Here is a 23616-nt window from a genome sequence, read left to right as displayed (position 1 = left end):
AAGTGCAATCCGCCCCCGTCCACAAGACGGATCGCGAATCCCTCCATAACGTGTCGGTGTCAGTGCAGTGCCGCATGGCCAGCGACCGCGCCGCAACCGATCGCCGCCGGGAGGTGCAGAGAGTTTTGGTCACCGCCCTGGTGATCAATCTGACCATGACCGGTCTGAAACTGCTGATTGGCCTGCTGAGCGGTTCGCTCGCCGTTATTGCTGATGCGATGCACAGCGCCACCGATGCCTTGTCCAGCCTGATGGGGCTGATTACCAACGGACTCTCCGATCCTCGGCCCGATCGCGACCACCCCTACGGACACGACAAATACGAAGGAATTGGCGCCCTAGCCATTGCCGGCTTCATTCTGTTCACCGCGATTGAAATCCTGATCAAGGCCGGCGAGCGGTGGCTGGAAGGCATCCCCCCTCTGCGCATTAACGGTCAGGAATTGCTGCTGTTGCTGGTGGTGCTTGGCTTCAACCTCGTCCTTGCGCTCTACGAGCGACGCGAAGGCAAGCGTTTGAAGAGCCAGCTTCTGATGGCCGATGCCCGTCACACCACCAGCGACATCTGGACCACGGTAATTGTGCTGTTAGGCCTGACTGCTGCCTGGTGGTTTCGCATCAACTGGCTTGATGTGGTGCTTGCAGCCCCTCTGGCAGTGCTGTTGATCCGCGTGTGCTGGGACGTGGTGCGCACCAACCTGCCTTGGCTGGTCGATCACATCGCCATTGCTCCCGAGGCGATTCATGAGCAGGCCATGGGAGTGCCCGGAGTGTTGAACTGCCATGACATCGCCAGCCGCGGCGTGCTGGGTCAGCGCGTGTTCATCGACATGCACATGGTGGTGGATACCGATGACCTGCCAACGGCCCACACGATCACCGAACGCGTGGAAGATCGACTGGAACAACGCTTTGGGCCTGTGCGCTGCACCATCCACCTCGAGCCCAAGGACTACGCGGAGCAAGCCATCACATTTCGGGGCACGCACGGCTGATTGGGCCGGTCGTCAGGGCGGCGCCACCCTGACCCGTCTTCCCCCCTGTGATGCGTCACACTTGCGCCTGACTGCAGGCCCCGGGCCATGACTGATTCCTACGGAGATCCCCAGAAATTCGGGGGACAGGGTGATGGCGGACGGGAGGGTGGCCGTGATGGCGGCCGTCGGCGCGGCCCGGGCAACCGTGAGGGTGGCGGATTCCGCATTCGTCTCAGCGACAACGAAATGCGCTCGGTGCGCGCCCTGCAGGAAGCCTTCAACCTGCGTTCCACCGTTGCGGTGCTCGGCTTCGCTGTCCGCAGCCTCGGGCAAATGCTTGAAGACGGTCAGCTGGATGCACTGATCGAGCAGCAGAAGTCTCAGGCTCCCCGTGGGGGCGGACGCCGCAGCGAAGGCGGTCGGTCCGGCGGCCGTGGTGACGGCGGTGGTCGCGGCAATCGCCCCGACCCCTTCGCCCGTCCGGCCAAACCTCAGGCCGCTCCTGTGGAGGCCACCGAGGAGGTCGCCGCAGCGGACGTTGAAGCGCCCACAGACGCTGTGGCCGACGCCGCTGCAGAAACCACCGAAGCTCAGGACTGAATTCATGGCCCAGTCGCGGGTTCTTTCAGGCGTCCAGCCCACCGGGGCCCTCCATCTGGGCAACTGGCTGGGTGCCATCCGCAACTGGGTGGACCTCCAGCACTCCCACGACACCTTCTTCTGTGTCGTGGATTTGCACGCGATCACCGTTCCCCATGACCCGAGCCGCCTGGCAGAGGACACCCTCAGCACAGCGGCCCTTTATCTGGCCTGCGGGATTGATCCTGAGAAAAGCACGGTGTTTGTGCAGAGCCATGTGCCGGCCCATGCCGAGCTCTGCTGGCTCCTGAACTGTGTCACCCCGCTCAACTGGCTGGAGCGAATGATCCAGTTCAAGGAGAAGGCGGTCAAGCATGGTGACAACGTGTCCGTTGGGCTGTTGGATTACCCCGTGCTGATGGCGGCCGACATCCTTCTCTATGACGCCGACCTGGTGCCAGTGGGCGAAGACCAGAAACAACACCTGGAATTGGCCCGCGACATTGCTCAGCAGCGCATCAATGCCCGCTTTGGCAACGACGATGCCCCTGTGCTCAAGGTGCCCAAGCCCCTGATCCTCAAAGAGGGAGCTCGGGTGATGAGCCTCACGGATGGGCGCAGCAAAATGAGTAAAAGCGATCCGAACGAAGGAAGCCGCATCACCCTGCTGGATCCACCCGATCTGATCACCAAGAAGATCAAACGGGCCAAAACCGACCCTCAGATGGGCTTGGAATTTGGAAATCCCGACCGGCCGGAAACCGACAACCTGCTCGGCCTCTACGCCATCCTCACCGGCAAAGGCCGTGAGGCAGCAGCAGAAGAGTGTGCCGACATGGGCTGGGGCAAGTTCAAACCGCTCCTCGCTGAAAGCGCAGTTGCAGCACTGGAGCCCATCCAGGCCCGCTACAACGAGCTGATGGCGGATCGCGGTGAACTCGACCGCGTGCTGCGTGAAGGTCGCGACCGAGCCAATGCGGTGGCGGAGGCCACGGTTGACCGCGTGCGCACAAGCCTGGGCTTCCTGCAAACCCTTTGAACAGGGAGGGGGCTCTGGATCGACCCGGGCGGGGCTAATCGGTGACCAACCTTCACAAAAGCTGCGCTAATCATTAAAAGTTCCTGAGGAACCTTTCCCGTCAACCGCACTCTGGGCCAACAAAAACAGTGGCACCCATGGGTCTCACTGGTCTCAAACGCGTTTAACGGTCACGCGTTTTGTCGAGAACACATCACCATGCCCGCGTCAAGGGTGGTCAGAAGGGCCTCGCGTAGGGACCTCTCCTCTCGTCAAGGTGATGGACCCTTTGACCGGACTGCATGCCTGTCGCTCCGAAACAGTGGATGTCCAGCGTTCTCGAGCGTTCGCTCAAGACGCCTGCCCGTCTGAGCGTGCTTCCCATCGCTGGTGTGATTGGTGCAGCCCTTCTCACCGGACAAGCCCTGAATGCTGAGCGATCCGCGGAACGACTCGAGCAGAGCGATGTGGTCAACACCCACTTGAAGGCAGGAGATCGGAGCGTCCAGGTGGAGCTCAGCGGTGGGCACTACCAGATCACTCCCGAGCGGAGAGCCCTGCTCAACACCATTCGCTACGCGGAAGGCACCTGGAAGGACGGCAAAGACCTCGGCTACAAGACCCTCTACGGCGGAGGCCAGTTCTCCGATCTGTCACGGCATCCCGATCGCGTGGTGGTGAGGCGTTACGCCAGTGCGGCAGCGGGCGCCTACCAGTTCCTTCCCGGCACCTGGGAACAAGTCGCCCGTGAACTGAAGCTCAACAGTTTTGAACCCAACCATCAAGACCAGGCAGCCCTGCGTCTGGTGGAGCGCCGTGGCGCTCTCACAGAAGTGGATCGCAACGGATTGACCAAAGTGGCGATGCACAAACTGGCTCCGGAGTGGGCTTCGTTTCCCACCCATGGTGGATTCAGTGCCTACGGCCAGCCCGTGAAGACCCACTCAGAACTGGCGAAGTTCTATTCGGAGAACCTGCGCCAGATTCGGCACGGCGCCTGACTCTCACTCCGTTCAGCGGGCCGCCTGTGAAACCCTGGCGGCCAAAGCCCACACCTCGGTGACCAGCTGGTGCCACGGCCCCATGGCTTCCATCGACACAGCCATGGCCTGTGGTGAGGCATCAATCAAGGCGCGGGTTGCAGCAATGGCCTTACGCCCTTCTTCCAGACGCACGGCCATGGCCTGGCGCTGATCAGCTGCCATCACTTGATCAGGACAAACCGCCAACAACTCCTCTCCACGATTGAACCAGTGGGCGAAATCGTTGAGGAGCGAGTCGAGCAGAGTTTCCAACAGAGCATCGGCCTCGGCATCCCGGTGGCGATCGTCGTCGCGGGAAGGGGTCGATTCCATAGGGGTGCAGGACACGCCCATAGGATGGCGGTTGACGTGCTTGAACCGGTGAGCAGCGCTGCAGTGACCGCCCCCGCCCCGACTGAAACGGTGGTGCTGCCCAAAACCAGCGAAAGCGACACCCTGCTGCGGATCCGTCACTCCATGAGCCATGTAATGGCCATGGCCGTTCAGAAGCTGTTTCCGAAGGCGCAGGTCACGATCGGCCCCTGGACGGAAAGCGGCTTCTATTACGACTTCGACAGCCCGGATCCCTTCACTGAGGCTGACCTCAAGGCCATCCGCAAGGAGATGATCAAGATCATCAACCGCAAGCTGCCTCTGGAACGGGTTGAGGTCAGCCGGGCCGAAGCAGAAGCCAAGATCAAGGCCCAAAACGAGCCCTACAAACTCGAGATCCTCTCGGGAATCCAGGAACCCATCACCCTTTACACCCTGGGAGAGGAGTGGTGGGACCTCTGCGCTGGCCCCCATGTGGCCAACACCAGCGAGCTAAATGCCAAGGCCTTTGAACTGGAGAGCGTCGCAGGCGCCTATTGGCGTGGGGATGAGAACAACGCCCAGCTTCAACGCATCTACGGCACGGCCTGGGAGACCCCTGAGCAGCTGGCAGAACACAAGCGCCGCAAGGAAGAGGCCCTGCGCCGAGACCATCGCCGGATCGGCACTGACCTCGATCTGTTCTCGATCGAAGACGAGGCGGGTGCAGGTCTGGTCTTCTGGCATCCCCGCGGCGCCCGCATGCGTCTTCTGATCGAAGACTTCTGGCGTCAGGCCCACTTCGAAGGGGGCTATGAGCTGCTCTACACCCCCCATGTGGCTGATATCAGCCTCTGGAAAACCTCAGGCCACCTCGACTTCTACAGCGAGAGCATGTTTGGCCCGATGGTGGTGGATGAGCGGGAATACCAGCTCAAACCGATGAACTGTCCGTTCCACGTGCTCACCTACGCGAGCACGCTGCGCAGCTACCGGGAATTACCGATTCGCTGGGCCGAGCTGGGCACCGTCTATCGCTACGAGCGTCCCGGGGTGATGCACGGGCTGATGCGCGTGCGGGGCTTCACCCAAGACGACGCGCATGTGTTCTGTCTGCCTGAGCAGATCAGTGATGAGATCTTGCGCATCCTTGATCTCACCGAGCGAATTCTCTCCACCTTTGATTTCAAGAACTACGAAATCAACCTCTCCACCCGCCCGGAGAAATCCATCGGCGACGACGCCGTCTGGGACTTGGCCACCAAAGGGCTGATCGAAGCTCTTGAGCGCAAAGGCTGGGATTACAAGGTGGATGAAGGAGGCGGCGCCTTCTATGGCCCCAAGATCGACCTGAAGATCGAAGACGCCATTGGTCGGATGTGGCAGTGCTCCACCATCCAGCTCGACTTCAACCTGCCCGAGCGTTTCAAACTTGACTACGTCGCTGCCGACAGCAGCAAACAGCGGCCGATCATGATCCACCGCGCCATTTTTGGCTCGCTGGAACGTTTCTTCGGGATCATGACCGAGAACTACGCCGGCGACTTCCCCTTCTGGTTGGCTCCCGAGCAGATCCGTTTACTGCCGGTCACGGACGAGGTGCAGAGCTATGCCGAGTCCCTCTGTGACCAACTCAAGGCCGCCGGTGTTCGCGCTTCGGTCGATCGCAGCGGTGAACGCCTGGGCAAATTGATTCGCACCGGCGAGAAAATGAAAATTCCTGTTTTGGCGGTGATCGGTGCCAAAGAGGCTGAACAGGCCTCAGCAAGTCTTCGGAGCCGTCGCGATGGCGATCTCGGCCTGGTTGGGGCGGACGCTCTGATCGAGGCGGCACGCCAAGCCAATCAGAACCGCAGTTCTGGACTTTCCTTATGAGCGACCTCAACGTCCAAACCCTGGCCGATTTCGGCCAGCTGCGCACCGCACCAACCCTGACGACCGATCAGCGCCGAGTCCTCGCTGAAGAACTGGTGACTGCGATGGGATCTTTCGCCTGGTTCACGGTTGGCGTGATGGCGCCCTCCAGTGATGAGGCGCTGGAAGCACTGCGAGCCCTTGAACGGTCTCTTCAATGGGAGGCAATGACCTTGGAAGAAACGACCTCCGAAACTGGTCCGGTCTTTCTCAAGGCGAACCAATCCAGTGGTGCCATCCGCATTCGGATTGAACACGGGCTTGGTGAAGGAATCCTGATCAGCGGCCACAGCAACGCACCGGATCAACCAGGCACCACCTGGGGCCCTCTCCCTCTCGATTTTTTCGCTTGAAGACACGCTGATTGCTTGCCGTTTCCAGGGGTGGCAAGCAGCCTGAAGGTGATCAGCAACAGACCAGGGGATGGCTGAGAACACCTATCTGGCTGGGGACTTGGGCGGCACCAAGACCCTGCTCTCGGTCTACGGCGCAGAGAACGGCCAGCTCCAGCCTCTCTTCAGCCAGCGTTACCTCTCAGGCGAGTGGCAATGCCTGGAAGACATGCTCCAGCAGTTCCTCAAGGACGTGCCCACCGAGCATCCGCAGCCTGTCACCAGCTGCATTGCCGTCGCTGGCCCCGTGAGCGATGGCAGCGCCAAGCTCACCAACTTGCCCTGGATGCTGAGCGAAACAGCTCTCGTGGCCGCCACGGGGCTGGCTCGACTCGAACTGGTCAACGATTTCGCCGTGCTGATCCATGGGCTGCCCCATTTCGATCAAGAGCAGCAAGTCACGCTGCAAGCAGCCAAAACAAACAACCCCGGTCCTGAAGGCAGCAGGGGACCCGTGGCGATTCTTGGTGCCGGCACAGGCCTTGGCATGGCGCGCGGGATCTCCGATGCCAATGGCTGGATCGCTCTTGCCAGCGAAGGAGGCCATCGCGAATTTGCACCACGCACCGACGACGAGTGGCATCTCGCCAGCTGGCTCAAAGCCGACCTCGACCTGGATCGCCTGTCGATTGAACGGATTGTCAGCGGCACAGGCCTCGGGCATGTGATGCGCTGGCGGCTGCAGCGAAGTGACGGTGCTGGGCACCCCTTGCTGCGCGCGGCGGAAGCCTGGCGGACCCGCGCGGTCGATGACGACGACTATCAGGATCTGCCGGCTCTCGTCGGACAAGCAGCCCAGCGAGGGGATGCCCTGGCCCGCAGCGCCCTTGACCTCTGGCTCGGTGCCTACGGCTCAACGGCCGGAGATCTGGCGCTCCAGGAGCTCTGCACGGGGGGGCTTTGGATTGGCGGCGGCACGGCCGCCAAACAACTCAAGGGCCTGCAATCAGCCTCATTCCTGGAGCCGATGCGACGCAAAGGCCGCTTCCGCCCCCTGATTGAAAGCATCACTGTGCAGGCGGTGATTGATCCCAATGCCGGATTATTCAGCGCGGCCTGCCGCGCCCGTGACCTGGCAGCCGGGATGACGGCGACCTGAAAACTGTTCCGACAGAAGCGCAGGCTCCGGCCTCTCAGGTGAGACACTGTCTTGAACAGGACAGCAGGGATGGTGCAACCGCGCATCGGCCAGTCGGTGGTTGTGGATGTTCCTGCCACCACAGCCAACATCGGCCCAGGCTTCGACTGCCTCGGTGCCGCCCTTGATCTCAATAACCGGTTCACCATGCGCCGGATTGAAGGCGACGGTGAACGCTTTGAATTGATCATCGAAGGTCAGGAAGGCAGCCACTTGCGTGGCGGCCCCGACAACCTGGTCTATCGCGCAGCCCAGCGGGTCTGGAAAGCAGCAGGGGAAGAGCCGGTGGGGCTCGAAGCACGCGTCCGCCTGGCAGTCCCCCCTGCGCGGGGTCTGGGCAGTAGTGCCACCGCCATCGTGGCGGGCTTGGTGGGTGCCAATGCGCTGGTGGGCGAGCCCCTCAGCCGGGAAAAACTGCTCGAGCTGGCCATCGATATCGAAGGACATCCCGACAATGTGGTGCCATCACTGCTGGGCGGTTTGTGCATGACCGCGAAAGCCGCGTCCCAACGCTGGCGGGTGGTGCGCTGTGAGTGGGTGCCTGCGGTGAAGGCTGTGGTGGCCATCCCTGCGATTCGCCTGAGCACCAGCGAAGCCAGACGGGCGATGCCCAAGTCCATTCCCGTGGGGGATGCAGTCGTCAACCTTGGTGCCCTCACCCTGCTGCTGCAGGGACTGCGAACCGGTAATGGCGACCTCATCGCCGATGGCATGCACGACCGCTTGCATGAGCCCTACCGCTGGCGGCTGATCAAAGGAGGCCAAGAGGTCCGGAATGCAGCCCTCCAGGCCGGTGCCTGGGGGTGCGCCATCAGCGGTGCTGGTCCAAGCATCCTGGCGCTGTGCTCCGAAGACAAAGGCCCTGCCGTCAGTCAGGCGATGGTCAGAGCCTGGGAAGCCGCTGGTGTAGCAAGTCGAGCGCCGCTGCTCAACCTCCAAACAACAGGCAGCCACTGGCAACCCGTGACTCCTGAGTAGTTGTACTCAGTTCAGGCGAAGTCCCTGATAAGTTCGACTACAACTTGATGAACGCCATGGACGCCAATCTGCCGCTGATTGCTGCGTCCGGCGAGAGCTTCCCCTGGCTGTCTGTAATTGTGCTGCTCCCGGCAGCAGCAGCCCTGTTGATGCCCCTGCTCCCCGGCGACGAGAGCAACCCCTCCCCCTGGCCGCGCAATCTGGCCCTTGGCGTACTGGCCATTGATTTCGTCTTGATGCTGGTGACCTTCAGCCAGCACTTCGATGCGCAGGACTCATCCCTGCAGTTGGTGGAACGGCTGAGCTGGGTTCCGGCGATCGGGCTGGAATGGTCCGTCGGCGCCGACGGTCTGTCCATGCCATTGGTGGTGCTCAGCGGCCTGGTGACGATGCTGTCAGTGGCTGCGAGCTGGAAAGTTCAGCACAAGGCCAAGCTCTATTTCGGCCTGCTGCTCGTGCAAGCCGCAGCGCAGGCCCTGGTCTTTCTTTCCCAGGATTTCCTGCTCTTCTTCCTGGCTTGGGAACTTGAGTTGGTGCCGGTCTATCTCCTGATTGCGATCTGGGGCGGACAGAACCGCCAGTACGCCGCCACCAAATTCATCCTTTACACCGCTCTGGCATCACTGCTGATCCTGATCAGCGGTCTGGCCTTAGCCCTGGCTGGCGATTCCTTCACTCTCAACCTCACCGAACTGGCAACCCGCTCACCTGGGGGAACCTTCGGATTGCTCTGTTATCTGGGCTTCCTGGTGGGATTTGGGGTGAAACTTCCGATGTTCCCTCTCCACACCTGGCTACCTGACGCCCACGGCGAGGCCAATGCGCCCGTCTCGATGCTGCTGGCGGGGGTGCTGCTGAAGATGGGCGGCTATGCGCTGTTGCGCTTCAACGTGCAGATGTTGCCGGACGCCCACCTGGTGCTGGCCCCCGCCCTGATCGTGCTCGGCATCGTCAACATCATTTATGGCGCGCTTAACGCTTTCGGCCAAGACAACGTCAAGCGGCGGATCGCCTGCAGCTCAGTCAGCCACATGGGCTTTGTTCTGGTCGGAATCGGCGCGATTGACGCACTCAGCCTCAGTGGCGCCATGCTGCAGATGATCAGTCACGGGCTGATTGCCGCGGCCATGTTCTTCGTGACCGGCAGCTTCTACGAGCGCACCAAAACCCTGTCGATTCCTAACATGGGCGGGCTGGCCAAAGTGCTCCCGATCACCTTCGCGTTCTTCCTGGCCAGCTCCCTGGCGTCCCTCGCCCTGCCAGGCATGAGCGGATTCATCAGTGAGATCACCATCTTCCTCGGGGTGACCAGCCAGACCGACTTCACCATCGGCTTCCGCGTGATCACCATCGTGGCCGCTGCCATCGGCCTGGTGCTGACCCCGATCTATCTGCTCTCGATGTGCCGTCGCGTGTTCTTCGGGCCCAGGATTCCAGCGCTCGCCTTCGTCGGCGACATGAATCCCCGTGAGTTAGTGATAGGCCTCACCCTTCTGGTTCCCACGCTCACCATCGGCGTTTGGCCACGGGTCGCGATGGATGTCTACGAGGCCTCCACTGACGCTCTCGCCGAAACGCTTTCAACCCATAGCCTGATCGCACTTCACAATCTTCTGCCCCTGGGCTGAAGCGAGACGGCATGACCACCAGCAGCCAACCGGCCCTGCTCAAGGGCCGGGGCCTCCCCGACTACACGGCTATCACTCCCGATCAGGTGAGCGCCGAGATCCCGGGCCTGCTGAAAGCGCTCGAAGCCGACTTTGCAGCCCTTGAGCAAACGCTGCAAGACCAGCTCAACCAGGGGCAAACCCTCGAGTGGCAAGCGGTCATGCCACCGCTCCAATCGATCGGGGAACGCCTGCGCTGGAGCTGGGGTGTGGTCAGCCACCTCAACGCCGTCTGCAACAGCCCGGAACTGCGTGAAGCCCATGCAGCGCAGCAACCAGAGGTGGTGCGCTTCAGCAATCGCTTGGGGCAAAGCGCAGTTCTGCACCAAGCCCTGGAGCAGCTTCGCAACCAGTCCGGCGCGTCGCTTGATGCAGCCCAGTGTCGAATCCTTGATGCCGAGCTGCTGTCGATGCAGCAACGCGGCGTGGGTCTTCAGGGCGAAGCCCAGACGGCCTTCAACCAGGCCAGCGAACAGCTAGCAGAGCTCTCCACCAGCTTCAGCAATCACGTGCTGGATGCAACGCAGGCCTGGAGCCTGGTGCTGCACAACATCGAGGAGGTGGCAGGTCTGCCGGACCGGGCACTCGAAACCCTTGCAGCGGCAGCTCGCGATGCCGGAGACCACCATCGGAACGGCCAAGAGGCCACTGGTGAACAAGGCCCCTGGCGGCTCGGGCTCGACATGCCTCGCTACATCCCTTTCCTCACCCATGCCGAGAACCGGGGGCTGCGGGAGAAGGTTTATCGCGCCCATGTCGGCCGAGCCAGCCAGGGTGATCTCGACAACAGCCCACTGATCGAATCCATCCTGCGCCTGCGGGGGGAACAGGCGAGCCGACTGGGCTACAGCCATTGGGCCGAGCTCAGCCTGGCCAGCAAGATGGCCGATGACGTCAATGCCGTGGAAGCCCTGCTGGAAGAGCTTCGGGCTGCCGCCAAGCCTGCAGCCGAGCGGGAGATTGACGCACTACGCGACTGCGCCCGACGCCACCACGCGCCTGAAGCCGACGACCTCCAGCCCTGGGATGTGACCTACTGGGCTGAAAAACTCCGCCAGGAAGAGTTCGATCTCAATCAGGAAGCGCTGCGACCTTGGTTCCCTCTTCCCCAGGTGCTCGATGGTCTCTTCAATCTGTGCTCCAGGTTGTTTGGCATCACCATCCATGCCGCCGATAGCGAAGCTCCGGTCTGGCATCCGGATGTGCGCTTCTTCCGGGTCAGCGATCGCGATGGCACGCCGTTGGCGGCCTTCTATCTCGACCCCTACAGCCGACCAGCAAGCAAGCGCGGCGGCGCCTGGATGGATGAGTGCCTGAATCGCTCCCGTGCTGAGGACGGGTCCATGACCCTGCCGGTGGCCTATCTGATCTGCAATCAGACGACCCCGACAGACACCGCTCCCAGCCTGATGAGCTTCGAAGAGGTGGAAACCCTCTTCCACGAATTCGGCCACGGTCTCCAGCACATGCTGACCACGGTCAATTACCCCCAGGCCGCAGGAATCAACAACGTGGAGTGGGATGCCGTGGAACTTCCCTCCCAGTTCATGGAGAACTGGTGCCTCGATCGGGCCACATTGATGGGGATGGCGCGCCACTGGCAGACCGGCGAGCCCCTTCCGGAGGCCGACTACCAGAAACTGCTGCGGGCCCGCACGTTCATGTCGGGCTGCGCCACGCTGCGTCAGGTGCATTTCGCACTCACCGATCTGCGTCTTCACAGCCAATGGACTCCAAAACTGGGGATCAGCCCGGATGCCCTACGTCGTGAACTCGCCCCTGCCACCACGGTGATCCCGCCGATTGCAGACGATCACTTCCTCTGTGCCTTCAGCCACATTTTTGCGGGCGGCTATTCCGCTGGCTATTACTCCTACAAGTGGGCCGAGGTGCTCAGCGCCGACGCCTTCTCCGCCTTTGAAGAGATGGGCCTGGACCAGGAGGAGCAAGTGCAAGCGACCGGTCAGCGTTTCCGCGACACCGTTCTCAGCCTCGGTGGCAGCCGTTCCCCTGCGGAGATCTACCAGGCCTTCCGTGGCAGAGCCGCCAGCACTGACGCTCTGATTCGTCAGTCCGGCCTCACAGCAGCAGCGGCTTAAGCGGCATCCACCATGACGGAACAGGGGAATGCGCGAATGCCTGATCCCCTGGCCCTGTCGTCAGCCTGGGGGGCAAGCCCTGGTGATCAAACCGATATCGCCCCCTTGCTGGGCTTGAACGCCGTTCTTGAAACCAGTTGGCTGCGAAAGGGCATCAGTCGGGACCATTTCCTGACCGAGCTGCTCACCGACCTCCACCAACGCCGCTTGGTGCCCTTGCTGGCGATGCTGCCCAAACGCTGGCGGCTGGGAGCGGCCGCGCTGCCCGACCATCTACGCAAGCTGGCGGAGCTGTTAGAAGGAGGCTCTGTCAGTCCACTGCTGCTGGCAGCGCTGGCGGATGACCTCCATCATCTCTTTCCGGTTCAAGACAACGCCACTGGAGCAACAGCTGACGCACTGAAACGGTGGACGGCCACCACGGTGCAACCTGGGCCTGACGCGGCAGGACAGCCCTTACCCCAATCGCTAAAAGCCTGGAAAGAGCAGGCCGATCACGGTCAGCACGAACAAGCGCACAACGCTGCCGCCGGTGGACTGCGACAACTCGGCGCCGATCTGGTCTGGCAGAACCATGGACTCCAGAATCTGCAGTCGGCCGCCAGCCGTTGGGGCAACACGCTGATGGCCCAGGTGTTCAATGCCCTTGGCGCCAATCACCTGCCGCCAAGCGTCAGGGGCACCAGCGGGCGCGACACCCCCTTCCTGTTCGAAGGCGTCAGCACGAGCCAGCAACTCCTGGAGCTGCTGCGGACACGCGGATGGTCCTGCAAAGCGCGCGTTCGGGCCAGCGTGGCCAGTTTCGGGCTGGGTGCCAGCTGTCCGAACACCGCAGCGACCACCACCACCTGGCTGCAGGTTCCCCTCGCTGTGCCCTATCGGACCGGCCTGCTTGATCAAGGCGAAGAGTTAGAGGCTCTGCTCCCCCATTGCAGCCTGGAGCTGGAGCTCACCCCTCCCGACGCGCAGGCCCCGACCCTGCTGCAGTACTACCAGGGCACCGAAGGCTTCAACGGTTGGGCCGCCATGAATGATCTGCACCGTCCCTGGCAGAACGACCGGACCAATGGCAGCGTTGCCTACCCCGGCGAGCCCATCGAGGCAGCTCAACTGGACCTCGCTCTCGACCTCTGCGATCTCATGGCCGCGGTTCACAACAGCGCTGCCACCCAGGGAAAGCTCCGCACCGGAGGCTATGGAGCCCTTGGGTTCTGCATTGACTCCACTGCCCTGATTGAGCAGGCCCTCACAGGTCGCTGCCATTTGTTTCCGCTCACCCTTGGGGGCATCTGGAGAGAACGGCTGCGCGAGCATCTCGAGCAATTGCTCGATCAGGGCCTGAGGGTCATCGATGACACCAGCGTGGAGCGCTATCGCCAAGCGCTCGACACGCTTCCCTGCGACCTGCACCTGCACGGCAACGCCTGCGCCGGAGCGCTGGAACGGCTACGGGCCAGCCAACCAGCCCACAGCCCCTTTCTGCTGGTGCGCCGGCTGAACGGTGAAGAGCACCGACGCTGAACCACGCTGTTCGCTCAGGTCCCCTGGGTAAGTGTCAATTCGCGGCAAATCGCCTCCACCACCTTGCCGCGGAAGGCGGTGCTGAACGGACCGGCGTTGCCGTTGTGATTCATCGCCGGAATTTCGTAGCGATGCAAGCGGCCATGGGCGAGCCAACGGTTCCAATTGGAGAGGGGGAGCAAGGGGGAGCGACCGGGATAGGCGATCCGCCCGAAGGCGGCCACCGGATCCTTGGCTCCCACCACCATGGCCACGTGGTCGACTGATTCGAGCTCGCCATTGCCGCTGAAGACACCACAGACGGTGATCACCTGCACGGGCACGCGGCACAACCGCTGAAGCATCGCCGCAGTGCCGATGGCCATCTCCCCACCGCCGCTGTAGCCCACCAGAACGACCCTTGCCGCCCGGCTGGGGTGGAAGCCCAAACGCGCCAGGCGTCGCGCGATCTTGAGCGCGAGTTCGTAATTCATCACCGGGCCATAACGACGATCGGAGGAAATGCCCACCTTGATCACGTTGTTGGCCTGCACACAGAAGGCGCAAAGGAAACGCACCCAGCCATTGGGATGGTGCTCCTGAAGCGCAAAGAGGCGATGCCAGAACCACTGCGCGAGAGGTGTTGAACGCAACCCCACTGGAGTGATTGTGTAGGCCTCGATCCCCTTCACCAGCAATGCGTCCTGATCGATCGCCTGCTCGAGGGTCTGAAGGAAGTCACTGACCCTGGGCGGATGGCTCTCCTCGCTCTGGTGAATGCCATCGAGATAGACGACGAAATGACGGTGGTCGCATTCCCCCTCGGGATCGTCGGGGAAGAGGTGATTGGGATCGGGCAAGCCCTCCATCCACCCCTCCCAGAAGACGAAATCCACCATCACGGAATAGACGCCGACCAAGGCCACCACCACCACCACCAGCACGCCACACACGGTCAGCAGTTCCCGAATGGCCTCGGGATTCAGCAGATCAATGGCGTCACGGCGCACCGCACTGATGCCCAGCACGGCAAAGACAGCGATGACGATGAGCACAGTCACCACCACACGCCATCCCAAGCGGAGATGACCGCGGTGATGCTGGAGGGGCGCATGTGGATCGTTCATCCCCCCACCTCCCGGGCAAGGGTGCTGTAACTGGCGCGCCAGCGTTGCGCGAACACCAGCGCGATCAGCACAAGGGCCAGGGCAAACCCCGGCAGAGCCACGACCAGCCCTTCCTGCAAGGGAATGCCGTAGCTGGCCTGAAGCAGCAACAACACATTGAGATGAATCCAACCCAGCAAGGTGACAGCGATCAGATCACTGACGTAGGGAGCGGCCACCAGCACATAAAAAAGTCCAGGCCACAGCGCCACTCCCATGCGGTTCGCCAGGGTGATCGGCTGTGGAGGCACCTGCTTGAGCAGCATCAACATCAGGCTGTGGCAAAGGATGCCGAGGGTGAGCGCAAGGCTGAGCACCAAGGCATCCACCAGCAGCTGAACCGCGATCTGCCGCGGGCTGAGTCGATTGGCCAGCAGGGAAAACAAATGCGAGGCCGACATGGAGATGCCGACCCCAATCACCAAACCGAGGCCTGTGTCCATGGCCAGCATGGTCTGAACCATGGACTCAAACAGCGCATTGATCGGATGCCCCATCCGATCAAGCTCGGCGCATCTCAGGCCGATTCACAATCCAGATCACGACGATCGAGAGCACTGCGCAGTAGAAGCACCAGACGGAGTTGAAGGCAACGCTGTAGGTGAACCAGGTGAGGAAGATCGAGATAAAGATCAACACCCCAAACAACTTCACAGCCTTGTCATTCACCGCCACCAGTGGGAGAACAATGAAACCCCAATAAACCAATTGCCCAATCGGTTCGGTGTTAACGAAGTTGTGCCAAGCGGTGTCGACCTGGTAGTGAATGCGGCCAGATTCAATCGCTGGCTGCACCAGATCCGACTGAAACAGAACAGGGATATAGAAGCCAATCCCCAACAACGTGGCGACGATGGCGACCCATTTCAAACGATGTTGCAGCGCTCGCGAGTCAATACTTCGACTGATCGACCAGGCACTCCATGGAATCCAGATCATCCAGAAGCAATAGGCGAAGAACAGAAACCCCTTGGCAGTGATTGATCCCAGTGGTTCCAGACCACCGTTGTCGATGGCGGTCCACTGCAATCCTTCAACAAACTGCTGAACTCCAAAGAAAAAGGGAACCAGAGCCAGCGGCTTGTATCCAGGACGTTCTGCATTCGAGGCCAAATGATGGGCATACAACCCCAGCGGCATCAGAACTGCCGATGCTGTGAAGCTGGCTGAAGCTGAAAAACACATCTGCGACGTAGCGAAGGCTTAACCATCACTGTGGCCATGCCGATGGCAATCGTCACTAAGGCTGCAAGATTGTGCGCATCAATTGGTTGAGAGCCGTTGGATGGGCCATCAGTTGCTGATGGGTGAGCACACGCACATCGTGCCGTTCACCCACCGGCAGCACGGCCTGCCACCCAGGCACCACCATCAGATCCCAACGGCAGTAAAAACTGACGCAATCCACGCTCTGCAACGCTGAGCAATCGGCGTTGAGTTGGTTCAGCAAAACACTGCCCCGTTTCATATCAGCGAGCCCAGCGAACAACCAACGGGGAATCCACTGCGCGGTGTAGGTGCCCTGCTGAGGACTGCCAACACTGATGAAACGACGGCAACGCTGGGCACCGCCGAATTCCTGAAGCCAGATGCGGCTGATCACCCCACCCATCGAGAAGCCCAGCAGATCGATCTCCTGCTCACCCCAACGGGCCTGGATATGGCCATCCAACAATCTGGCCAAGTCCCGCAGGGGAACAGCTCCGAGACGGTGGGGCAGGTGTGGGACAAGCCGAGCGATCCCGTTCTGGTCCAAGCGCTGCTCAAGACGCCGAAACAGCCGCGGTGTGTCCCATAGACCGTGCACCAGCACCAGAGGTCTGGGAGTGTTCACACCGTCCAATGGCGATGACGTTCCACAGCAACCGTACCGCCAAATCCTGGAATGGGCGCAGCGCACTTGCGCAGCAACACCCGCATCGCGACAGGACCGTAGAGATGCTCAAGCAGGTCCAAAACCTGCTCACTGAAATGTTCGATGGTCTGGCACTTCAACGTGGCGACCAACGACTGCAGCTCCTGCACCGCCAGGCTGTAATCCGCAGTGGAGTCGAGATCATCCTCTTTGGCGGCCTTGGTGAGGTCCAGGCGCAGTGTCAGGTCGAGGGAAAACCACTGGCCATGGAGACGCTCATGATCCAGCACGCCGACATGGGCCCAGACGCGCAGATCGGTGATGTGAATGGCATCCATCACAGGGGCAGATTGCGATGGCTGAACTGACGCGCTCCGCTGGCGAAGTCAGCGGCAATATGACCGTCTCCCCGCAGGCGATAGCGGTAGGTGACCAAGCCTTCGAGCCCCACCGGCCCCCGTGGCGGCAAGGTCTGCGTACTGATGCCCACCTCAGCACCAAAGCCGTAACGGAAGCCATCGGCAAAGCGGGTGGAGCAGTTGTGATAGACCCCGGCACTGTCGACGGCCCGCAAAAACCGTTCCGCCGTCGTGCCATTGGTGGTGGCGATCGCCTCGGTGTGTCGGGAGCCATAGCGACGAATGTGCTCCAGTGCCGACTCCAGATCCGGCACCACGCGGACCGCGAGGATCAGATCCAGATACTCCGTGCTCCAGTCAGCCTCCGTCACAGGGTGGGGCACCCCGAGGGCACAGCTGGCCTCATCCCCCCGCAGCGCAACCCCTACGGCCGCAAACGCGGGCACGGCATCCGCCAAAAACTGTGGAGCGATCGCCTCATGCACCAGCAGAGTTTCAATCGCATTACAGGCAGCGGGGTATTGGGTTTTGCTGTCGATCGCAATCCGCAGGGCCTGGGCACAGTCAGCCTCGGTATCGATGAACAAATGGCAGACCCCATCGGCATGGCCAAGCACGGGGATCCGAGTGTTGTCCTGAATGAACCGCACCAGCTCGTTGCTACCGCGCGGGATGATCAGATCCACCAGCCCATCGAGACGCAACAGCGCCAGGCTTTCCTGTCGGGTGGTGAGTAACGCCAGGGCATCGGCACTCACCACAGAGTCAGCCAATCCCTCTTTGAGCGCTTCCATCACGGCCTGATTGGTGCGATTGGCCTCACGCCCCCCTTTGAGAATCGCCCCATTCCCAGACCGGATCGCCAAGGATGCGATCTGAATCACTGCATCAGGGCGGGCCTCAAAGATCACCCCAAGAACGCCGAGGGGAACGGTAATCCGCTCCAGCACAAGCCCCTCATTGAGCTCGCGATGCAATTGTCTGGAGCCGAGGGGGTCCTCTAGGGCTGCCACTTGTCGCACACCCTCAATCGCCCCTGCCAACTTGTCTTGATCCAGCTTCAGGCGCGACACCAAAGCAGGCGCCAAGCCATCGGCGGCGGCCTGCTCTAGATCCGCGGCATTGGCAGCCGCGATCTGCTCCCGATGCCGCTCCAGTGCCGCGGCCATTGTTTCCAACGCCTGCTGCCGCTGTTGATCCGTGGTCTGGCCAAGATCAATGGCCGCACGCCGCACGCCAGTGGCCAGACGCAGGAGCTCAGCGGAGGGTTCGGGAACGGCCTGGCTGGTCATCGTCAGGTGGGGCATCTTGGCTGCATCATCCCGTTTCATGCGTCAGGCGATCCAGGGCAAGACGCGCCGCCCCCAAGCGACCGGCACTATTGCCCAGGGAACAGGCCTCGATTTGCAACCCCTCCCGACTGACGGACTGCACCCGAGTCTCCACCTCGCGCCGGACAGCTGGCAGGAAATGAACGGACGCTGCAGCCAGACCACCACCGAGCAACACTTTCTGAGGGGTGAAGACGTACACCAGGGAACTCACGCCAATGCCAAGGGTGGTGCCGTAGCGGTCCCAGACCGCACAGGCTTCGGGGTCACCGGCAGCAGCCCGATGGGCCAGCTCTTTCGGTTCCCCATCCCATAAACGCCGCAAGGCCGCGATCGAAGCAAACTGCTCCAGGCTGCCGCGATTGCCGCTGTTGCAGGGCAATCCGCGGTAATCAATGCTGATCAGACCAGGCTCAGCAGCAGCACCGTTGTGGCCAGTGAACAACTGACCGCCAAGCATCACACCACCGCCAACTCCGGTGCCAAGCGTGAGCAACACCACATCGGAACAAGCCTGGGCTGCACCTTTCCAGGCCTCACCGACAAGGGCACAGTTGCCATCGTTGGCGAGGGTGACGCGGCGCTGCAGTCGCGGCTCCAACCAATCCGCCAGAGGCACCTCCTCCCACCCGGGCAGGTTGATGCACACCCTGGCAATGCGAGCCGCCGCATCCATCGGCCCAGGCAGACCGATCCCCACCACCGCTGCCTCACGAGCAGGGTCGAGCCGCTCGATCGCTTCGCAGATCGCCATGCAGACGGCACCGGGCATCGCCGGCTGAGGCGTCGGGATCTGGTCCTCCGCCAGGAGCTCACCCTGACGATCAAAGCGAGCCAGCTTGATCGCCGTCCCGCCGAGGTCGACTCCGATCACCTGATCCGCTGAAAGCATGGTCAGAAGCGGAAAAACACCTGGAACTGGCTTTGCCAGGTGCCTTGATTATCGACCGACCCCGAAAGACTGAGGTTGTTGTCGATCTGATACGACAGCGTTCCCTGAGGCGGAATGTCGTTGCGATTGGGTGCAGCCAACACAGAGAAATTGAATCGCTCACTGACATCAACTCCGAGCTCTGTCACCAGGGCCAACTGCGGCGGCACCCGACCAGAAACACGCTCCTTCTCATCCTGAATCTCCGGACTGACGTAGGTGGGATAGAGGGCGAATTGCAGCCGCTGACTGAAGGCATCGGTCAGCGTTCCGATTACGGGAGTGAGCAGCGACTGGCCCAGCACGGCAGCCAAGGCCGTTCCGCCACCCGAATTCGAGAGTCCTGCCAGAGAGTTACCACCGATCAGCGCCTTCAACTGTGCAGGCGGCATCGGAGGCGAGCTCCGAAGATCAAAGTTGTCGGCCAAACGGTCGGCGGGCCCAGACGCCTCGACCATCACCTTCACCAGACGCAGCTGACCGGCGGCACCGAACGAGCCCGTGCCGTTGCTGTCAAACACATTGCTCGACACTGCGTTGCTTGAGCTCCCGAGGCTGACGCTGTCGGACACGCGACTGACCATCGCCACGTCGACATAAGGAATCAAGCCCATGGAAGGGGTGAACACCGCCACATTGGCAATACGAGGATCCAGCTGGAATGTGGTGGTGAAGAAGGAGATCCGCCCTGTCAACATCCGCACCACACCCTGAAGCCGGAGGCTGGGGTCCAGGGCTCCATTCAGGGTCAACTGGCCCTGGGTGGTGAACGCCGCGATTGGCGCGACCGTGACCGCGAGCTTCGGGCCAAAGGTCACCCGCAAATTGTCAAACCCAAGCGCCGGGACCTGGGGGATTGCCGCCTTCAGCGAACGGCTGGTGTCGGCTTCAACCTCAGGTCCCAACAGGACCAGCGGTTGTTCGAAATCCCATTGTTCTTCCAGCAGCGTGTTGAACGACACAGGCTCGGTCGACGTCGTCGTGGCAGTGCCGGATGTGTTGCCCTTGCGGCGGGCAAACAAAGCAGGCGCCGGACGAATCTTGCCGTCGCTGATGACAACGTTTCCGGCCAAGCGTGGACGCACCAGGGCCCCGCCGACGGTGAGGTCGGCGCTGAGGGCGACATCGGCCATCGGCAAGGTGATGCGGCTCTGTTTGAGGTCAAGCGTGAGCGGCTCAGCTTCCTGGGTGGGACGGAACAGCCCAAGCCCCCCTTGGCCCTGCAAGCGTCCCTTTTTGCCGACTCGGGCCTGCAGCGACTGCACTTCAAGGCGATTGAAATCAAACACCACAGAGGTGTTGAGATCACTGATCTCCTGGCTCTCAATCGCGAAACCACCCTTCTCCACCACCAGGAAGCCATTGGCCTCGGGCGCTTGAAGGGTGCCACTCAAGATCAACCGCAATCGGGCGTCCCCCGCGCTCCAAGCCACACGGTCATCCGTAAATCCCGTGAGAAAGCGCAGGCCATCCCCTTGGGTGACCACCCGCACATCCAGGGCACCGGACGGATCCAGAGGCACCTGACCCGTGAGCACAATCGGCTGCTCGGCAGCCTCATCCTTCAAGGCCAGATCCAACTGCAAGCCTTTCCCCGACAGGGTGATCTGTCCCTTCTCAAGGCTGAGACGATGGGAGCCGACACTGGCGTCCTCAAGCACCAGTTCAGTGGTCAATTCAGGGCCACTGGGCTGGCCAAGCCGATAGGTGCCTGACAGCCCAAGCCCGCCCTGCAGCGCAGGCGGAACCGGCACCACGAGTGCCAACAGCGTGAAAGGCAGATGCTTGAGGGAAAACTCACCCTGACCATCACGTAACGGGCCGCTGAGCGTGGCCACAAACGGTTCGATCTGCAACGCGTGGTCAACGTCTTCGCCTTCGACCCACAGGTGTCCGCGCGCCTTGAGGTCAATATTGAGATCGGCAAGGGAAGGACCGCTGACCTTGATCTGCGCATCCATCTGACCGCGCAAATCTTCAGGGTGGAAAGCAGCACGAGCGTGATCGTGGTCATCCCTTGCAGCGAGCTCAGCCTGGAGTTGGCGCAGCGCCTTCAGTTGGCCATCGATCGCCCCTCCAAAGGTGTCCACCAGCAGCGTTCCGAGATCGGCTGCATGGCCATTCGCATCCGGGCTATCGCGGTTGAGTTCGGAGAGGCTCATCAGCCCGCGAGTCAACCAACGTGCACTGAGCCCCTGGGCATCCAGATCGGCCTCGAGGCCACCGCCTACAAGACCCTTCGCCTCAAGCAACACCTGACCCGTTTCCGGTGGAAGCAATTCCCCAGTCAGCTGGTAACCGCGATTGCGGTACGTGCCCTCCAAACGGGCTTGGCGCAACTGAAGGCCCAGCAAACCGGGTTGATCCAGGGTGATGGCCCCCGCCATCTCCAGGGGCTGCAGCCCAAGAGTGCCCTCTCCGGAGAGACGTCCGTAGAGACCTTCAAAGCGCCCTTTCGGGGGCAGCGCCAATTCCAAGCCATCCAAAGGCAGCCCCTGGGCGCGCCAGCGGTACGACGCCGGGGAACCCGCCAGTGTCAATTCGCCGCGCTGGCGCCGGAGGGTGACAGCCGTAGGAAGCCAATTGCGTCCAAGGCTGGCCTGCAACGAACCACCGATCGGCCCGTTTCCAGACGCCATGCCCAGTTGACCGCCACCGCCGGCGAGCCCCTCAAACCGACCACTCCAGGTCTCCAGCAACCGCAAGGTGCCGGCACGGGGGTTCGACAACTGCAAATCCAGATTTGGTTGCAGGGCATCCAGTGGCCCCGTCAGGGCACCTGAAGCGGAGAGGCGACCACCCATGGTGGTGCCCACAATCGGACCAAGTCGCGCCAAGGGGAAAGCCCGCAGATCCAAAGCGGCGTCCAGATCACCGGTTTGCGCGCGACCGTCATTCCAGCGCAAAGGCAAGGACGCCTTGGCCTCCAGCTCTGCACTGCGAAAGCGCCGGAGCCGGGCGATTCCCTCCGCGGCACTCCAATCGGCCTTCAATGACCAGTCCTGGAGTAACGGGTTGGCCTGTTGTAACAGCACGAGGGTGACGTCTGGGCTGCGGGGCGCGCCCCGCAGCTGGAGGCTGCCTCGCACCGGTGTGCGCGCTCCGAGCAGGTCCGGCACCAGGGGCAGGCCGCTCCAGGCAGGGCCTGCTAGCTCGAGTCGCTCGGTATTGACCGCGAGCTCTGGATACACCGCTCCCTTTGCCTGGATCGACAAACCAGGAGCCTTGAGATCCAGTTGATCGAGTTGGGCACGCACCGCCTGCGGGTCCCGCCAATCACCAGTGAGCAGCAACCGGAGTTGGACAGGAGCCTCAACGGGCACGCCATCCGGCAAACGCCAACGGCCATCCACTGCAAGGCGCGGTTCGCGCCAGGGCCCTTGGAGAGAAGCCCGAAGCTCTCGCTCTTTGCCAGGTTCGTGCAGTTTGAAGCGCAGATCAAACCTGCGGTTGAGCGCAACATCTCCAGCGAGGGTGGCCCGATAGGAGCCATAACTCCAGGCACTGGGCACGATCTGCAGACGATCGCTTTTGCAACTCATCTGCAACTGAGGGCTACGCAGGGAACCCTGCGCTCCGTCCGTTTGGAGCGAGAAATTGACCAGGGAAAGGCCACCGCCACAGCTGATCTGACCCGACCTCCAGCCCAACCGCAGATCGCCGCCGAGCTGACCGTCGAGAGACACCGCATTGGCTGTCGGAATCAGCCCCTGAAACGATCGCAACCGCAGCTTCTCGATCTTCGCCTGGACATCCACCTCGGGCTTGCGCCAGCCCCCTTTCAGACGCAATCCGAGCCGGCCCTGCTCTGGGAACACAACTTGAAAGGCCCCATCGCCCCAGGACTGATCGAGCTGAACTGCCCCCTGACCGGCCACACTGAATTGGAGATCAGCTGGTTCAATCCGAACCTGGGCAGGATCGATCAACTGAATCGTCAGATCCAACTTCGGAGGGGGCTCATCGCCACTACTCCCTGGGACCCAATACGCCCCCTGTGCATTACGACGCAGGTTCAGCCGCGCCCCTTGAAGTCGCACAACAGCGACCGGCTTCCAACGCTGCAGGCTGGCGAGGGGATCAAAGGCAATCCCGACGGACTGCACGGATGCAGTGGAGGCATCACTGGGGCCAGAGTCCACTGTGGTCGGACCCAGCGCAATGCCCCAAAAGCGCAGTCCCCGGAACTCACCGATCCGCAGGGGATGGCCCAGTGGCTTGGAGAGCTGCTGTTCAAGCTGCGGACGCATCTGATCCAGCAGCGACGCAGCCAGACGATCAAGCGCGAACCAGGCCCCACCACCAACAAGGGCAACTGCAATGCCACCTCCCAAAAGCCGCCGTGGGAGGGTCTTTGGTGATGACCCACTGCCCATCG

Annotated in this window: 20 protein-coding genes; 11 read left to right on the top strand and 9 right to left on the bottom strand. The window is 61.8% G+C overall.

The genetic code is table 11. The features are described 5' to 3' along the window. The first annotated feature begins 74 nt into the window (after nucleotides 1-74). The 4 genes from RS9916_RS02035 to RS9916_RS02020 all read left to right on the top strand — a co-directional run bounded on the left by RS9916_RS02035 (nucleotide 75) and on the right by RS9916_RS02020 (nucleotide 3575). Nucleotides 75-995, top strand: a complete 921-nt coding sequence (locus RS9916_RS02035) for a cation diffusion facilitator family transporter (RefSeq protein WP_038023065.1) — start codon at nucleotides 75-77, stop codon at nucleotides 993-995. 87 nt (nucleotides 996-1082) lie between these two features. After that, nucleotides 1083-1577 carry a hypothetical protein gene (locus RS9916_RS02030; RefSeq protein WP_007097514.1) on the top strand — a complete coding sequence of 165 codons (495 nt, stop codon included), beginning with the start codon at nucleotides 1083-1085 and terminating at the stop codon, nucleotides 1575-1577. Nucleotides 1578-1581: 4 nt separating this feature from the next. Beyond that, the gene (gene trpS / locus RS9916_RS02025; protein WP_007097513.1) at nucleotides 1582-2595 is read left to right on the top strand and encodes a tryptophan--tRNA ligase; all 1014 of its coding nucleotides are present in this window, start codon (nucleotides 1582-1584) and stop codon (nucleotides 2593-2595) included. Nucleotides 2596-2900: 305 nt separating this feature from the next. Beyond that, the gene (locus RS9916_RS02020) at nucleotides 2901-3575 is read left to right on the top strand and encodes a glycoside hydrolase family 104 protein (RefSeq protein WP_007097512.1); all 675 of its coding nucleotides are present in this window, start codon (nucleotides 2901-2903) and stop codon (nucleotides 3573-3575) included. A 12-nt stretch (nucleotides 3576-3587) separates the two neighbouring features. On the opposite strand, the gene RS9916_RS02015 is transcribed toward RS9916_RS02020, so the two are convergent. After that, nucleotides 3588-3929, bottom strand: coding sequence for a DUF2605 family protein (locus tag RS9916_RS02015; protein WP_007097511.1), 342 nt, complete (start codon nucleotides 3927-3929; stop codon nucleotides 3588-3590). A gap of 24 nt (nucleotides 3930-3953) precedes the next feature. Here RS9916_RS02015 and thrS point away from each other — a divergent pair, with 24 nt between their 5' ends. From thrS to RS9916_RS01980, 7 genes are all read left to right on the top strand, one after another. Further along, complete coding sequence (gene thrS / locus RS9916_RS02010) at nucleotides 3954-5783, top strand: threonine--tRNA ligase (RefSeq protein ID WP_007097510.1); 1830 nt, start codon at nucleotides 3954-3956, stop codon at nucleotides 5781-5783. Then, complete coding sequence (locus RS9916_RS02005) at nucleotides 5780-6175, top strand: DUF1824 family protein (protein WP_007097509.1); 396 nt, start codon at nucleotides 5780-5782, stop codon at nucleotides 6173-6175. Before thrS ends, RS9916_RS02005 begins: the two co-directional genes overlap by 4 nt. A 70-nt stretch (nucleotides 6176-6245) precedes the next feature. Further along, complete coding sequence (gene glk / locus RS9916_RS02000; protein WP_007097508.1) at nucleotides 6246-7313, top strand: glucokinase; 1068 nt, start codon at nucleotides 6246-6248, stop codon at nucleotides 7311-7313. Nucleotides 7314-7382: 69 nt separating this feature from the next. Then, nucleotides 7383-8330 carry a homoserine kinase gene (thrB, locus tag RS9916_RS01995; protein WP_007097507.1) on the top strand — a complete coding sequence of 316 codons (948 nt, stop codon included), beginning with the start codon at nucleotides 7383-7385 and terminating at the stop codon, nucleotides 8328-8330. A 56-nt stretch (nucleotides 8331-8386) separates the two neighbouring features. After that, nucleotides 8387-9958: an NAD(P)H-quinone oxidoreductase subunit 4 gene (locus RS9916_RS01990; RefSeq protein WP_038024030.1), complete on the top strand. Its 1572-nt coding sequence runs from the start codon at nucleotides 8387-8389 to the stop codon at nucleotides 9956-9958. Between the two features lie 11 nt (nucleotides 9959-9969). After that, on the top strand, nucleotides 9970-12096 hold the full coding sequence (locus RS9916_RS01985) for a M3 family metallopeptidase (protein WP_007097505.1): 2127 nt from the start codon (nucleotides 9970-9972) through the stop codon (nucleotides 12094-12096). 36 nt (nucleotides 12097-12132) lie between these two features. Beyond that, a complete protein-coding gene (locus tag RS9916_RS01980; protein WP_232199498.1) occupies nucleotides 12133-13617 on the top strand; it encodes an arginine repressor in 1485 nt (494 codons plus the stop codon). A gap of 14 nt (nucleotides 13618-13631) precedes the next feature. On the opposite strand, the gene RS9916_RS01975 is transcribed toward RS9916_RS01980, so the two are convergent. Genes RS9916_RS01975 through RS9916_RS01940 form a run of 8 tightly spaced genes read right to left on the bottom strand, consistent with a single transcriptional unit; the run spans nucleotide 13632 to nucleotide 23614 of the window. Beyond that, nucleotides 13632-14723 carry a hypothetical protein gene (locus RS9916_RS01975; protein ID WP_007097503.1) on the bottom strand — a complete coding sequence of 364 codons (1092 nt, stop codon included), beginning with the start codon at nucleotides 14721-14723 and terminating at the stop codon, nucleotides 13632-13634. Next, entirely contained in the window at nucleotides 14720-15259 is a 540-nt protein-coding gene (locus tag RS9916_RS01970) for a hypothetical protein (protein WP_007097502.1), read from the bottom strand. Before RS9916_RS01970 ends, RS9916_RS01975 begins: the two co-directional genes overlap by 4 nt. 4 nt (nucleotides 15260-15263) lie before the next feature. Beyond that, nucleotides 15264-15947, bottom strand: a complete 684-nt coding sequence (locus RS9916_RS01965) for a DUF6629 family protein (RefSeq protein WP_038023060.1) — start codon at nucleotides 15945-15947, stop codon at nucleotides 15264-15266. A 55-nt stretch (nucleotides 15948-16002) separates the two neighbouring features. Beyond that, on the bottom strand, nucleotides 16003-16605 hold the full coding sequence (locus tag RS9916_RS01960) for a triacylglycerol lipase (protein WP_007097500.1): 603 nt from the start codon (nucleotides 16603-16605) through the stop codon (nucleotides 16003-16005). Then, nucleotides 16593-16955, bottom strand: coding sequence for a dihydroneopterin aldolase (gene folB, locus RS9916_RS01955; RefSeq protein WP_007097499.1), 363 nt, complete (start codon nucleotides 16953-16955; stop codon nucleotides 16593-16595). Before folB ends, RS9916_RS01960 begins: the two co-directional genes overlap by 13 nt. Continuing rightward, nucleotides 16955-18268: a glutamate-5-semialdehyde dehydrogenase gene (locus tag RS9916_RS01950; protein ID WP_038024027.1), complete on the bottom strand. Its 1314-nt coding sequence runs from the start codon at nucleotides 18266-18268 to the stop codon at nucleotides 16955-16957. Before RS9916_RS01950 ends, folB begins: the two co-directional genes overlap by 1 nt. Before the next feature lie 25 nt (nucleotides 18269-18293). After that, nucleotides 18294-19199 (bottom strand): ROK family protein, encoded by a 906-nt coding sequence (locus tag RS9916_RS01945; RefSeq protein WP_007097497.1) that lies wholly within the window; start codon nucleotides 19197-19199, stop codon nucleotides 18294-18296. 2 nt (nucleotides 19200-19201) lie between these two features. Next, a complete protein-coding gene (locus tag RS9916_RS01940; protein ID WP_050752227.1) occupies nucleotides 19202-23614 on the bottom strand; it encodes a translocation/assembly module TamB domain-containing protein in 4413 nt (1470 codons plus the stop codon). Nucleotides 23615-23616: the final 2 nt, after the last annotated feature.

This window comes from Synechococcus sp. RS9916 (assembly GCF_000153825.1).
Classification (GTDB): Bacteria; Cyanobacteriota; Cyanobacteriia; order PCC-6307; family Cyanobiaceae; genus Synechococcus_C.
This window is presented reverse-complemented; position numbering and strand designations above follow the sequence as displayed.

Bases quoted from the DNA above. Each gene is read 5' to 3' on its own strand.
- RS9916_RS01990 (WP_038024030.1), top strand. From the start codon at position 8,387: ATGGACGCCAATCTGCCGCTGATTGCTGCGTCCGGCGAGAGCTTCCCC.
- RS9916_RS01940 (WP_050752227.1), bottom strand. From the start codon at position 23,614: ATGGGCAGTGGGTCATCACCAAAGACCCTCCCACGGCGGCTTTTGGGA.
- RS9916_RS02035 (WP_038023065.1), top strand. From the start codon at position 75: ATGGCCAGCGACCGCGCCGCAACCGATCGCCGCCGGGAGGTGCAGAGA.
- trpS (WP_007097513.1), top strand. From the start codon at position 1,582: ATGGCCCAGTCGCGGGTTCTTTCAGGCGTCCAGCCCACCGGGGCCCTC.
- thrS (WP_007097510.1), top strand. From the start codon at position 3,954: ATGGCGGTTGACGTGCTTGAACCGGTGAGCAGCGCTGCAGTGACCGCC.
- RS9916_RS02015 (WP_007097511.1), bottom strand. From the start codon at position 3,929: ATGGAATCGACCCCTTCCCGCGACGACGATCGCCACCGGGATGCCGAG.
- RS9916_RS01975 (WP_007097503.1), bottom strand. From the start codon at position 14,723: ATGAACGATCCACATGCGCCCCTCCAGCATCACCGCGGTCATCTCCGC.
- RS9916_RS01980 (WP_232199498.1), top strand. From the start codon at position 12,133: ATGCCTGATCCCCTGGCCCTGTCGTCAGCCTGGGGGGCAAGCCCTGGT.
- RS9916_RS02020 (WP_007097512.1), top strand. From the start codon at position 2,901: ATGTCCAGCGTTCTCGAGCGTTCGCTCAAGACGCCTGCCCGTCTGAGC.
- RS9916_RS01945 (WP_007097497.1), bottom strand. From the start codon at position 19,199: ATGCTTTCAGCGGATCAGGTGATCGGAGTCGACCTCGGCGGGACGGCG.
- RS9916_RS01965 (WP_038023060.1), bottom strand. From the start codon at position 15,947: ATGTGTTTTTCAGCTTCAGCCAGCTTCACAGCATCGGCAGTTCTGATG.
- folB (WP_007097499.1), bottom strand. From the start codon at position 16,955: ATGGATGCCATTCACATCACCGATCTGCGCGTCTGGGCCCATGTCGGC.
- RS9916_RS01985 (WP_007097505.1), top strand. From the start codon at position 9,970: ATGACCACCAGCAGCCAACCGGCCCTGCTCAAGGGCCGGGGCCTCCCC.
- RS9916_RS02005 (WP_007097509.1), top strand. From the start codon at position 5,780: ATGAGCGACCTCAACGTCCAAACCCTGGCCGATTTCGGCCAGCTGCGC.
- RS9916_RS01970 (WP_007097502.1), bottom strand. From the start codon at position 15,259: ATGGGGCATCCGATCAATGCGCTGTTTGAGTCCATGGTTCAGACCATG.
- RS9916_RS02030 (WP_007097514.1), top strand. From the start codon at position 1,083: ATGACTGATTCCTACGGAGATCCCCAGAAATTCGGGGGACAGGGTGAT.
- thrB (WP_007097507.1), top strand. From the start codon at position 7,383: ATGGTGCAACCGCGCATCGGCCAGTCGGTGGTTGTGGATGTTCCTGCC.
- RS9916_RS01950 (WP_038024027.1), bottom strand. From the start codon at position 18,268: ATGACCAGCCAGGCCGTTCCCGAACCCTCCGCTGAGCTCCTGCGTCTG.
- glk (WP_007097508.1), top strand. From the start codon at position 6,246: ATGGCTGAGAACACCTATCTGGCTGGGGACTTGGGCGGCACCAAGACC.